Here is an 11,450-nt window from a genome sequence, read left to right as displayed (position 1 = left end):
TCAGGCCGCCATCGTCGTGTCCGGCCGGGCGGCGAGCATGCGCTCCAGCGCCACCCGGGCGGGCGCGGCGACCTCGTCGGCCACGCGCACCTGGTTCACGATTTCTCCGCGCACCAGGCCCTCCAGCACCCAGGCGAGGTAGCCGGGGTGGATGCGGTACATGGTCGAGCACGGGCAGACCACCGAGTCGAGGCAGAAGATGGTGTGTTGCGGGTACTCGGCCGCCAGCCGCTGGACGAGGTTGATCTCGGTTCCGATGGCGAAGGTGGAGCCCGCCGGCGCCGCCTGGATCGCCTTGACGATGTAGTCGGTCGAGCCGTACTCGTCGGCGGCGTCCACGACCTCCATCGGGCACTCGGGGTGCACGATCACCCGTACACCCGGGAACTCGGCGCGGGCGTGCTCGATCTGGCCGACGGTGAAGCGCTTGTGCACCGAGCAGAAGCCGTGCCACAGGATGACCTGCGCCTCGCCGAGGGCCGCCTCGTCGTTGCCGCCGAGCGGCTTGCGCGGGTTCCACAGCGGCATCCGCTCCACGGGGACGCCCATCGCCTTGGCGGTGTTGCGGCCGAGGTGCTGGTCCGGGAAGAACAGCACGCGCTGCCCGCGCTCGAACGCCCACTGCAGTACGGTCGCCGCGTTGGACGAGGTGCAGACGATGCCGCCGTGCTCGCCGCAGAACGCCTTGAGCGCCGCCGACGAGTTCATGTAGGTGACCGGGATGACCGGGACGCGGCCATCGGCGTCCGGCTCGGTGCCGTACAGCTCTTCGAGCGCCTCCCAGCACTCCTGCACCGAGTCGAGGTCGGCCATGTCGGCCATCGAGCAACCGGCGGCGAGGTTGGGGAGGATGACATTCTGCTCCGGCCGCGACACGATGTCCGCGGTCTCCGCCATGAAGTGGACGCCGCAGAAGACGATCGTCTCCGCTTCAGGGCGCGCCTTGGCGAAGTTGGCCAGCTGGAACGAGTCGCCGACGAAGTCCGCGAACTGCACGACCTCGTCGCGCTGGTAGAAGTGGCCCATCACCGCGACGCGGTCGCCGAGGGTCGCCTTGGCCGCGCGGATGCGCTCGGCGAGCTCCTCCTTCGACGCGGTGCGGTACTCCTCGGGCAGCTCGCCCTGCTTCGGCGCGAAAGCGGGGATCGGGTCGTCCTGGGAGGCGCCAGGACCGTACGAGGGGGGAGCGGAGTCGAACAGCCAGGGCCCGTCGACGAGCTCCGGGGCGCAGGTGGCGCCGTCGATGCTGCCGCTCGAGATGAGCTGGATGGTGGTGTCGACCGATGCGATGGTCATGACTGCTCGCTTTCCGGGGTGGGACGGTGCTCCGCTGCGGAGCGGTGCTGGCGCAGGCCGAACGGCGGCTGCTGCCGGGGGAGCGGCCCCGCGTCGGCGAGGTCGATCGAGTCGTTGTAGCGGTAGAGCCGGGGCGGCCGGTGCCGCGTGCCGGTCAGGTAGTCGCCGGTGGCGACGACGGCGCCGGAGGACTCGATGGTCCGCCGGAAGTTGGCCGGGTCGAGCGGGCGGCCGAGCACGGCCTCGTGCACCTCGCGCAGCTGCGCGAGGGTGAAGCGCTCGCCGAGGAAGGCGTGCGCGATCCGGGAGTACTCCATCTTCGTGCGCAGCCGCCAGAGCGCGTACTCGACGATCAGCTTGTGGTCGAAGGCCAGCTCGGGGAGGTCGTCGGCGGAGAACCAGCCGACGTTCTCGCCGGAGGTCGCGGCCTCCGCCTCCGCGCTGCCGACCAGCGCCCAGTACACGATGGAGACCACGCGCTCGTCGCCGGGGGAGCGCACCGCGTCGCCGAAGGTGTAGAGCTGCTCCAGGTAGCGCGGGGCCAGGCCGGTGGTGTCGGCGAGGGTGCGGGCGGCCGCGTAGGCGAGGTCCTCATCCACCCGGAGCGGGCCGCCGGGCAGCGCCCAGCGCCCCTCGAACGGCGCCCGGATGCGGCGGACGAGCGGCAGCCAGACCTGCGCGCGGCCCCCGGTCAGCTCGTCGGAGCGCAGCGCGAAGATGACCGTCGAGACGGCGAGCATCGCACTCGCGCGTTCGTGCTCGGCCATCACAGCCTCCCGTCCGACTAAAGGTCACCGTGACCCTAAGTTGCGGACCATCTTAGTGTCATCGTGACCAGAACACCAAATGGGCCTCGACGGCCGCTGCGCGCGCGCCCGTCGCCCGGACCCGTTATGCTGGCCCAGTCAACTGAATACCGGGCCAATCAGGCCGATGCGGGAGAGTCGCGCGCGCGAGCGGGCGGCACCGAAGGAGCAATCCTCCCCGACAATCTCTCAGGTACGCGTACCGCATCGGACTGGCCACTCTGAAAAGCAGGGCTGCACGCTGGCCCTCGCCCACGGTGAAAGCCTCGACCGCAGCAGCGGCCTGGGTGAAACTCTCAGGCCGGATGACAGAGGGGGAGTTCTTCACACGGAGCGCGCAGCGCGCTACCGTTCATCCCTCCGGCGACGGCCGGCGAACGGAGAACTCATGAGCTCGCACGACAGCCAGACCGATGACGCCGGGACCAACGACCCAGCGCCCCACGACGCAGCGACCGCCGCACCGGAACGCACCTCCCCGCTGCACGACGCCCACACCGCCGCGGGCGCGTCCTTCACCGACTTCGCCGGCTGGCAGATGCCGGTCCGCTACTCCAGCGACCTCGCAGAGCACCACGCGGTGCGCACCGCCGCCGGCCTCTTCGACCTCTCGCACATGGGCGAGATCGTCCTGATCGGCCCGGAGGCCGGGCAGGCGCTCGACTACGCGCTCGCCGGCAAGCTGTCCTCGCTGGCGCTCGACCAGGCGAAGTACAGCATGCTGCTCTCCCGCGCCGGCGGCATCCTCGACGACCTCGTCGTCTACCGCACCGGCGACGACCGCTACATGGTGGTGGCGAACGCCTCCAACCGGGAGGCCGTGGCCGAGGAGCTGCGCGACCGCACCGCCCCGTTCGATGTGGAGGTCTACGACGAGAGCGACGATATCGCCCTGATCGCAGTGCAGGGTCCCGCCGCCCTCAGCATCCTGCTCGCGACCCCCGGCTTCCACATCGAGGGCGACGACTTCGCCCAGCGGGTCACCGACCTCAAGTACTACTGGAGCGTCCCGGCCGAGTTCGAGACGCACCCCGTGCTCGTCGCCCGCACCGGCTACACCGGCGAGGACGGCTTCGAGCTGTACATCGCTCCGGACAACGCGCGCGCTCTGTGGGACGCCCTTCTGGAGTCCGGTCGGGAGCAGGGCCTCGTGCCCGCGGGCCTCGCCAGCCGCGACACGCTGCGCCTGGAGGCCGGCATGCCGCTCTACGGCCACGAGCTCGGCCTCGACACCATGCCCGCCCAGGCCGGCCTCGGCCGCGTCGTCAACCTCGCCAAGGACACCGATTTCGTCGGCCGCGCCGCCAGCGAGGAGGGTCCGGACGCCGAGGCGCGCGTGCTCGTCGGCCTGATGGGCCACGGCAAGCGGGCAGCCCGTGCCGGGTACCCGGTTCTCGCCCCGGCCGCCGACGGCGCGGAGGAGGAGGTCGGGGTCGTGACCTCCGGCGCCCTCTCGCCGACCATCGGCGTCCCCATCGCCATGGCCTACGTCGCGCCGAAGTTCGCGCGCCCGGGCACCGAGCTGCACGTCGACGTGCGCGGCAGCAGCCTCCCGTTCACCGTCACCGCCCTCCCCTTCTACAGCAGAAAGAAGCACTGACATGGCCGCAGAGCAGGACCTGAAGTACACCGCCGAGCACGAGTGGCTCCTCGTCGAGGGCGACACCGCGACGGTCGGCATCACGAGCTATGCGGCAGAGAAGCTGGGCGATGTCGTGTTCGTCGAACTCCCCGCGGAGGGCAGCGACGTCGCCTCCGGCCGCGTGGTGGGCGAGATCGAGTCGACCAAGTCGGTCGGCGAGCTCTTCGCCCCGGTCGACGGCACCGTCGCCGAGGCCAACCAGGCCGTGGTCGACGCGCCGGAGCTGGTCAACAGCGACCCGTTCGGCGAGGGCTGGCTCATCAAGGTGACCTTCACCGAGCTGCCGGACGGCCTCCTCTCCTATGACGAGTACAAGGCCCTCACGGGCGAGTAAGGCAACCGCGAGAACATGAGCGACCAGTTCCAGACGCGTCACATCGGCACCGACGGCGACGCGCAGCGATCCATGCTGTCCGCCCTCGGATACGAATCCGTGGAGGCCCTCGTCTCCGCCGCCGTGCCGGACACCATCCGCACCGCCCCCGGCCGCGTCTCCGCGCTGCCCGCCCCGATCAGCGAGCGCGCGGCGCTCCGCGAGCTGCGGGCGCTCGCCGCGCGCAACACCGTGAACCGCAGCCTGATCGGCCTCGGCTACTACGGCACGATCACCCCGGCGGTGATCAAGCGCAACGTCCTGGAGAACCCGGGCTGGTACACGGCCTACACGCCGTACCAGCCGGAGATCTCCCAGGGCCGCCTGGAGGCGCTCATCAACTTCCAGACCATGGTCTCCGACCTGACCGGCCTGGACACCGCCAACGCCTCCATGCTCGACGAGGGCACGGCCGTCGTGGAGGGCATGCTGCTGGCCCGCCGCGCGTCCAAGGCCGCCGGCGCGAAGTTCGTCGTGGACGCCGACACCTTCCCGCAGACCCTGGCGCTACTGCGCAACCGCGCGGAAGCGGTCGGCATCGAGCTCGTCGTGCTCGATCTCGCCGCCACTCCGGCCGACGCCCCGGAACTGCAGGAGGCCTTCGGCCTGTTCGTGCAGTACCCCGGCGCCTCCGGCCGGGTGTGGGACCCGTCCGCAGTGATCGCGTCCGCGAAGGCCGCCGGCGCCGTCGTCGTGGCCGCCGCCGATCTCCTCGCCCTCACCCAGCTGACGTCCCCGGGCGAGCTCGGCGCCGACGTCGCCGTCGGCACCAGCCAGCGCTTCGGCGTCCCGATGGGCTTCGGCGGTCCGCACGCCGGCTACATTGCCGTCCGGAAGGGCCTGGAGCGCCAGCTCCCCGGCCGCCTGGTCGGCGTCTCGCAGGACGCCATCGGCAAGCCGGCCTACCGGCTCACACTGCAGACCCGCGAGCAGCACATCCGCCGTGAGAAGGCGACCTCCAACATCTGCACCGCCCAGGTGCTGCTCGCCGTCATGGCCGCGATGTACGCCGTGTACCACGGCCCGTCCGGCCTGCGCGCGATCGGCCGCCACGTGCACCTCTCCGCTGTCGCCGTCGCCGCCGCGCTGCGCGCCGCCGGGGTGGAGGTCCGCTCCCGCTCGTTCTTCGACACCCTCGTGGTGGAGGTGGACGACGCGGCCACGGTCGTCGCGCGCGCCCACGAGCGCGGCCTCCTGCTGCACGCGGTCGATGCCGGACTGGTCTCGCTCAGCCTGGACGAGGAGTCCTCCGCCGACCTGCGCGACGGGGTCTTCCCGCTCGGCGACCTGATCGCGGTCCTCGGCGGCACGGTCGACGGCGAGCCCGAGCTCGTCTTCGGCTCCGAGCCGTCGTTCGAGGCGGCGCTCGCCCGCACGTCGGACTTCCTCACGCACCCGGTGTTCTCCACGCACCACTCGGAGACGGCGATGATGCGCTACCTCCGCCAGCTGCAGGACCGGGATTACGCGCTCGACCGCGGCATGATCCCGCTGGGATCGTGCACGATGAAGCTCAACGCGGCCACCGAGATGGAGGCCGTGACCTGGCCCGAGTTCGCCGCCCTGCACCCGTTCGCCCCCGCGGCGGACGTGGCCGGCTCGCTCGAGCTCATCGACCAGCTGGAGGGCTGGCTGGCCGACGTCACCGGCTACGACACCGTGTCGCTGCAGCCGAACGCGGGCAGCCAGGGCGAACTGGCCGGCCTCCTCGCCATCCGCGGTTACCACCGCTCGCGCGGTGACCTCCAGCGCACCGTCTGCCTCATCCCGCAGTCGGCGCACGGCACCAACGCCGCGTCCGCGGTGCTCGCGGGCATGAGCGTCGTCGTCGTCGCGACCGACGAGCTCGGCAACGTGGACCTCGACGACCTGCGCGCGAAGATCGCGGCCAACGCCGACACCCTCGCCGCCCTGATGATCACGTACCCGTCGACGCACGGCGTCTACGAGCACGAGGTCGTCGCGATCACCTCCGCGGTGCACGAGGCCGGGGGACAGGTCTACGTCGACGGCGCCAACCTGAACGCGCTGCTGGGCTACGCCCGGTTCGGCGACTTCGGCGGCGACGTCAGCCATCTCAACCTGCACAAGACCTTCTGCATCCCGCACGGCGGCGGCGGCCCCGGCGTAGGCCCCGTGGCGGCGAAGGCGCACCTCGCGCCGTTCCTGCCCGGCCACCCGCTCGCGCAGGACGCGACGCACGTGCTGGTGGGCGGCTCCGACGGCCGCATCGAGCACGGTGGCGGCCCGGTCTCCGCCGCCCCGTACGGCAGCCCGAGCATCCTCCCGATCTCGTGGGCGTACGTGCGGATGATGGGCGCGCAGGGCCTGGCGGACGCCACCGGCGCCGCGGTGCTGGCGGCCAACTACGTCGCCGCGAAGCTGCGCGAGCACTTCCCGGTGCTGTACGCGGGCGACAACGGCCTGGTGGCGCACGAGTGCATCCTCGACGTCCGCCCGCTCACCGAGCGCACCGGCGTGACCGTGGACGACGTGGCCAAGCGCCTCATCGACTTCGGCTTCCACGCGCCGACCATGTCGTTCCCGGTCGCGGGCACGCTGATGGTGGAGCCGACCGAGAGCGAGGACCTCGCCGAGCTCGACCGCTTCGTCACCGCGATGATCGCGATCAAGGCCGAGGCGGACGCGGTCGCCGCGGGGGACTGGCCTGCGGACGACAACCCGCTGCGGAACGCTCCGCACACCGCGGAGTCGGTCGCGACCTCCACGTGGGACCACGCCTACACCCGCGAGCAGGCCGTCTACCCGGTGCCGACCCTCGTGCGCAACAAGTACTGGCCCCCGGTGCGCCGCATCGACCAGGCCTACGGCGACCGCAACCTGTTCTGCGCCTGCCCGCCGCCGGAGGCGTTCGCCTAGCGCAACCCCGAGAACGCTGTAACCGCCGAGCCACGGATGTCCGTGGCTCGGCGGTTTGCGTTTGTGCGGGGAAATGCTTGCAAAGAAATTCTACTAGGTGTGATTGTAGAGGAAGGGTGTTAGTCTCCCTTCAGTGGCCCGCGGCGGTGTGCCGGTCTCCGAATGAAAGGTGTCTTGTCATGCGGCACCGCCTCGTGATGAGGGCTCGCACACGACTGTCGCTTGTCATGGGCATGGCTGCCCTTGTCGTCGGTCTGAGCGGGTGCGCATGGGGAGGAAGAGCAGTGAACACGGAGACCAATCTCGCGAATCAGAGGGAGGCCGCCATTGCGTTTCTCGAGACGCAGGGTGGCGTGGAGAAGATCAGGTTCACCCAAGAGGGCGGCAAGCCCGGCCTGGGTGCCTCCTGGAGAGCCAACGCCGTCATCACGATAGCGGGCGTTGAGTATCACGAGATCGTCGGTATCGGTGTTCTGGGGGGCGATCCGTTGCCTGGCATAGTTTCATCTTCGAAACCAAACCCTGCGCTGCTGGTCTTCAGCGACGGCTCGTCCGAGTTCATCGAAATGGCTAGCGCTGAAGACTGCGCGAGGTCACCCGAGCTGGTGGGGCCCAAATGACCAGGGTTATGAACCGGTGGGCTCTAACGGTGGGGATCTGGGCGGCGCTCGCCACCGGGCTAAGCGCTTGTGCATCGGGAGGAAGTGAAATGGACACGTCGACGAGCCTGGCCAACCAGAGGAAGGCAGCGGTCGCGTTCATCGGTGATAAGCGAGGCGTAGAGAAGATCCGCTTTACCCGAGAAGGTGGGCAGTCGGGGCTGGGTGCGCCCTGGGCAGTAAACGCGGTGATCACGCTGGGCGGGCGGGAATATCAAGCCATCCTCGGGGTCAACTCGGGCTCCGGGGTTTCGGAACCGCTGCCGGCCATTCCAGCAGCGGAAGCACCGACTTCGGTTTCAGTGACTTACAGCGACGGCAGTACGGAGGTGATCGAATGACCACCGCAGAGGACTTCGCGTCCATCGCATCTGCGTCGTATCTCGTAGATTCCCTGGCGCAGGATCCGCCGGTAACGGAGATGTGCATCTTTCCGCCCGACGATACCGGCAAGCAGCAATTCCAGGTCTTCGACACCGCCACCGACCGGGCCAACGGGCTTCCAGCGCGTGGCGGTGGCTCCCGTGAGGGTCGGAAGACGAGAGTCGTGGGCCGTTTGGTTCTATCGGCAGGGATAGGGGCGGCACTCGCCGCTGCTCTGAGCGGGTGCGCGTGGGGAGCAAAAGAAGTGAACAGGGAGACCAATCTCGCGAATCAGAGGAAGGCCGCGATCGCGTTCCTCGAGACACAGGGTGGCGTGGACGAGATCAGATTCACCGAAGAGGGTGGACCGGCGGGCTTCGGGGCGCCGTGGGGTGTGCCTGCCGTGGTCACCATCGACGGTCAGGAGTACAACGAGATTTTGGGAACCGACCGGTACTCGAGGATCGGAAATCCATTGCCGACCATCGCTCCCGATACGGCACCTGCAGCGGTGACTGTGATCTACAGCGACGGGGCATCCGAGGTGATCGAATGACGCCAGAAGACTATGCGTCGATTGCGGGTCAGTCGTACTGGGTGGATCCGCTAGAGCGCAACCAGTCGCCAATCAGCGGTGTGGACTTCTTGACGGCCGAGGGAAGGCAGAAGCTACAGGTCATCGACACAGCCACCGACCCGGCCACCGGCTTCCAGGGCATGGCGGTCGTCCCCGTCGTCGACGGCCTCCCCAACTACTCCCACGTCTACATCGCCTTCGCCGGCACGAACCCCGACGACCGCGCCGATGCCGTGGCCGACTTGGTGTCCGTGGTGGGCCGCCGCACGGGCGAGGGTACGCAGGTTCGCGAGGCCGAGAAGTTCGCGGAGCGCGTGCAGGAGCGGCTCGCCGCCGACGGGAATTCCGGCGCCCGCATCGAGACGGTCGGCCACTCTCTCGGCGGCTACCTCGCCCTGTACGTCGCGGCCGAAAACCACTGGCACTCGACCACCTTCAACGGTCCCGACCCGTGGGGAGCGCTGTCGCCGCAGGCGAAGGAGTGGGTCCAGGCGGAGCGGAAGAAGGGTAAGGCCCCGCTGACGAACTACGTGAACCAGTTCGACCTGGTCGGGAACTTCCTGGGCCACGGAACGGGCGCCGGGGTCTTCATCGAGGACGACCTGTGGAAGGGCGTGATGGAGCATCACGATCTGGGGGCCGCGTTCACCTTCGATCCCACCACCGGCGGCATGCTCGGTGTGGGCGGCAGGAGCCGGACGGTGGAAGAGATCGCGGAGCTGGCGGACATCGCCGTTCCCGGCCACGGGCAGGCGCTTCGCGTTCTCGACGGGATCGTCTCGACCGTCCACGGGGTCGGCGCGGTCACCGCGGGAGCGACGTTGTCCGGTCTCGTCGTCGCGGTGGACACGGTCGCGGCTCTGGGGCTGGCGTCGAGCGTCGGTGGTGTCGCGACGCACCTCCAGACCATCAAGGACGTGAACAACGGCCTCGTCCCCGCGATGACCACGGCACTCACCGACGCGAAGAGCACAGCCGCCCAGCTCTATCCATTGGTGACGGAGGCGGACATCGAGGAGTGCGTGCGAGCCCACGGCCTCCAGGTGGAGAAGAACATCGACGAAGAGGCGGTGGCCGCCGTGAACGACCTCGTGGACGACCACCTCGACACGGTGAGGCGGATCTCGCGCGGCGTGATGAACACGGTCACGAACGCGTTCGAACAGGACGCGGCCTGGGCACGCGCCTACGCTCTCGGTCCGATGGGAGGGTCGTGATGTCGTGGCTGGGTGAGCTCATCGAGGAGGCGGTGAAGGACGTGTCCGGCACGCTGGACTCGACCATCCACGCGATCGACGGCGCCGTCCATCAGGCGGCGAAGACGCTGCTGGACGCCGCCCTTCCGCCGGTGGTCCACACGCAGTACGCGGTCGTGAAGAGCACCAACTGGCTGGTCATGGAGGGAGCCGTCACCGCGGTGAACGTCACCCTCGGCCGAGCGAACGTCGCCGCCGCGCTCTCCGGCGCCGTCGAGAAGAAGGTCACGAGCGGTCTCGAGCACATCGCGTCGAAGAACGACTACACCCGGGCCGTGGACAGCATCACCCCATGACGCGCGACGAGCACCGCACCCGGGGCGAGCTGGAGGAGACGCACCGCGAGGAAGAGGCTCTCGCGCGCCGCCGGGTCGAGCAGGCCGACGAGTACGTCTCGTACTACCGGTCGCGGATGCGGTCGATGGAGGAGGGCTTCTACGAGCTCGCCCGGCAGGGCGCGGCCGACGACCCCCGGTTCAAGGCGGTGTTCGCACAGCTCTCGAACGAAACCGACGACAACATCCGATCGGCTGCCGCGGTGGTCGCCCGCCTGGACGAGGACTACCGAGAGCTACAGGTCCGCCACGCGCGCGAACTCGAGGACTTCCACGAGCGCCGGCGAGAGCAGGACCGGCCGGGAGGCTGACAGGCCGGCGCAGCCCGTCTCAGCCGAAGATGTGCGGCCACAGGGCGACCGCGAGGGGATATCCGACGAAGGAGACGATGTCGATGATGACGTGCGCGACCACGAGAGGCATGACCCGGCCCCAGCGCGTGTAGCACCAGCCGAAGACGACGCCCATGATCGCGTTGCCGACGAACGGGCCGAACCCCTGGTAGAGGTGGTAGCTCCCGCGGAGCAGCGCGGCGGCGACGATGATCCACCATCGGCTCCAGCCGAGCTGGCGCAGCCGGGTGAACAGGTAGCCCACCACGATCACCTCCTCCTGGAGGCCGGCCCGCAGCGCGGCGAAGACCAGGATCGGCACCGTCCACCAGTGCGTGTCGAGCGGCGACGCCTGCACCTGGACGGTGAGCCCCAGCACCCGGCCGAGCGCGTAGAACAGGATGCCGGGCACCCCGATCACCAGGAACAGGACCACACCGCCGCCGAGGTCGCGGCCCGGGCGGCTGAGGTCGAAGCCGATCCGGCGGAAACCGCTGCGCTGCGGCTGCCAGAGCAGGAAGATCACCAGCGCCACCGCGAACAGCGGGAACGCGTTATTGAGGAACTGGTACAGGAAGTCGAAGACCTCCCGGCTGGACTGCGACGGATTCACCTGCGCGGTCTGATTGGACAGGGGAGTGCGCTGCGTGGACCGGTCGATGATCGTGACGATGGAGTAGACCGCCGACTGCCCGAGCGACAGCCCGAGGACGATCGCGACCTCCCACCACACGCGGGGCCGCTCCCCACGCCCGACCGGGGACTCGCCGGTCCAGGTGGGTAGACCGGGCGTGGTTCGACCCGGCCGGACCGCTTCAGTGCTCATATGTGCATCCTGCCAGGCCCGGGCGGGCTGGGGCATCCGCACACGCCTCCACGAAATCCGTACGCCGATCGGCGGAACTGCACGGTTTCTTGCGTTTGACGCTCC

Annotated in this window: 12 protein-coding genes and 2 riboswitches; of the genes, 9 read left to right on the top strand and 3 right to left on the bottom strand. The window is 69.4% G+C overall.

Annotation, left to right across the window (positions count from 1 at the left end):
• On the bottom strand, positions 1–1,296 hold the full coding sequence (gene nadA, locus AC1ROW_RS11755; protein ID WP_493019093.1) for a quinolinate synthase NadA: 1,296 nt from the start codon (positions 1,294–1,296) through the stop codon (positions 1–3).
• A complete protein-coding gene (locus tag AC1ROW_RS11750) occupies positions 1,293–2,063 on the bottom strand; it encodes an NUDIX hydrolase (RefSeq protein ID WP_493019092.1) in 771 nt (256 codons plus the stop codon). Before AC1ROW_RS11750 ends, nadA begins: the two co-directional genes overlap by 4 nt.
• Before the next feature lie 159 nt (positions 2,064–2,222).
• Positions 2,223–2,317: riboswitch (glycine riboswitch) on the top strand.
• A gap of 1 nt (position 2,318) precedes the next feature.
• A riboswitch (glycine riboswitch) is annotated at positions 2,319–2,421 on the top strand.
• A gap of 69 nt (positions 2,422–2,490) precedes the next feature.
• Between AC1ROW_RS11750 and gcvT the strand changes: the two genes are divergently transcribed.
• From gcvT to AC1ROW_RS11705, 9 genes are all read left to right on the top strand, one after another.
• Entirely contained in the window at positions 2,491–3,702 is a 1,212-nt protein-coding gene (gene gcvT, locus AC1ROW_RS11745) for a glycine cleavage system aminomethyltransferase GcvT (protein ID WP_493019091.1), read from the top strand.
• A gap of 1 nt (position 3,703) precedes the next feature.
• Complete coding sequence (gcvH, locus tag AC1ROW_RS11740; RefSeq protein WP_493019090.1) at positions 3,704–4,078, top strand: glycine cleavage system protein GcvH; 375 nt, start codon at positions 3,704–3,706, stop codon at positions 4,076–4,078.
• A gap of 15 nt (positions 4,079–4,093) precedes the next feature.
• Entirely contained in the window at positions 4,094–6,997 is a 2,904-nt protein-coding gene (gene gcvP / locus AC1ROW_RS11735) for an aminomethyl-transferring glycine dehydrogenase (RefSeq protein WP_493019089.1), read from the top strand.
• A gap of 284 nt (positions 6,998–7,281) precedes the next feature.
• Positions 7,282–7,617: a hypothetical protein gene (locus AC1ROW_RS11730; RefSeq protein WP_493019088.1), complete on the top strand. Its 336-nt coding sequence runs from the start codon at positions 7,282–7,284 to the stop codon at positions 7,615–7,617.
• An 89-nt stretch (positions 7,618–7,706) separates the two neighbouring features.
• Positions 7,707–7,997 carry a hypothetical protein gene (locus AC1ROW_RS11725; protein ID WP_493019087.1) on the top strand — a complete coding sequence of 97 codons (291 nt, stop codon included), beginning with the start codon at positions 7,707–7,709 and terminating at the stop codon, positions 7,995–7,997.
• Entirely contained in the window at positions 7,994–8,575 is a 582-nt protein-coding gene (locus AC1ROW_RS11720; protein ID WP_493019086.1) for a hypothetical protein, read from the top strand. The genes AC1ROW_RS11725 and AC1ROW_RS11720 overlap by 4 nt, the downstream gene beginning before the upstream one ends.
• Positions 8,572–9,813 carry a molybdopterin-binding domain-containing protein gene (locus tag AC1ROW_RS11715; RefSeq protein ID WP_493019085.1) on the top strand — a complete coding sequence of 414 codons (1,242 nt, stop codon included), beginning with the start codon at positions 8,572–8,574 and terminating at the stop codon, positions 9,811–9,813. The genes AC1ROW_RS11720 and AC1ROW_RS11715 overlap by 4 nt, the downstream gene beginning before the upstream one ends.
• Positions 9,813–10,148, top strand: coding sequence for a hypothetical protein (locus AC1ROW_RS11710; protein ID WP_493019084.1), 336 nt, complete (start codon positions 9,813–9,815; stop codon positions 10,146–10,148). Before AC1ROW_RS11715 ends, AC1ROW_RS11710 begins: the two co-directional genes overlap by 1 nt.
• Positions 10,145–10,498 (top strand): hypothetical protein, encoded by a 354-nt coding sequence (locus AC1ROW_RS11705; RefSeq protein ID WP_493019083.1) that lies wholly within the window; start codon positions 10,145–10,147, stop codon positions 10,496–10,498. The genes AC1ROW_RS11710 and AC1ROW_RS11705 overlap by 4 nt, the downstream gene beginning before the upstream one ends.
• Before the next feature lie 19 nt (positions 10,499–10,517).
• Here AC1ROW_RS11705 and AC1ROW_RS11700 read toward each other — a convergent pair whose 3' ends face one another.
• A complete protein-coding gene (locus tag AC1ROW_RS11700; RefSeq protein ID WP_493019082.1) occupies positions 10,518–11,345 on the bottom strand; it encodes a CPBP family intramembrane glutamic endopeptidase in 828 nt (275 codons plus the stop codon).
• Positions 11,346–11,450 lie beyond the last annotated feature (105 nt).

Source organism: Leifsonia sp. GW821-FHT13C09, from assembly GCF_058806435.1.
Note: the sequence above shows the minus strand (reverse complement) of the source record. Positions and strands in the feature narration are given on the sequence as shown.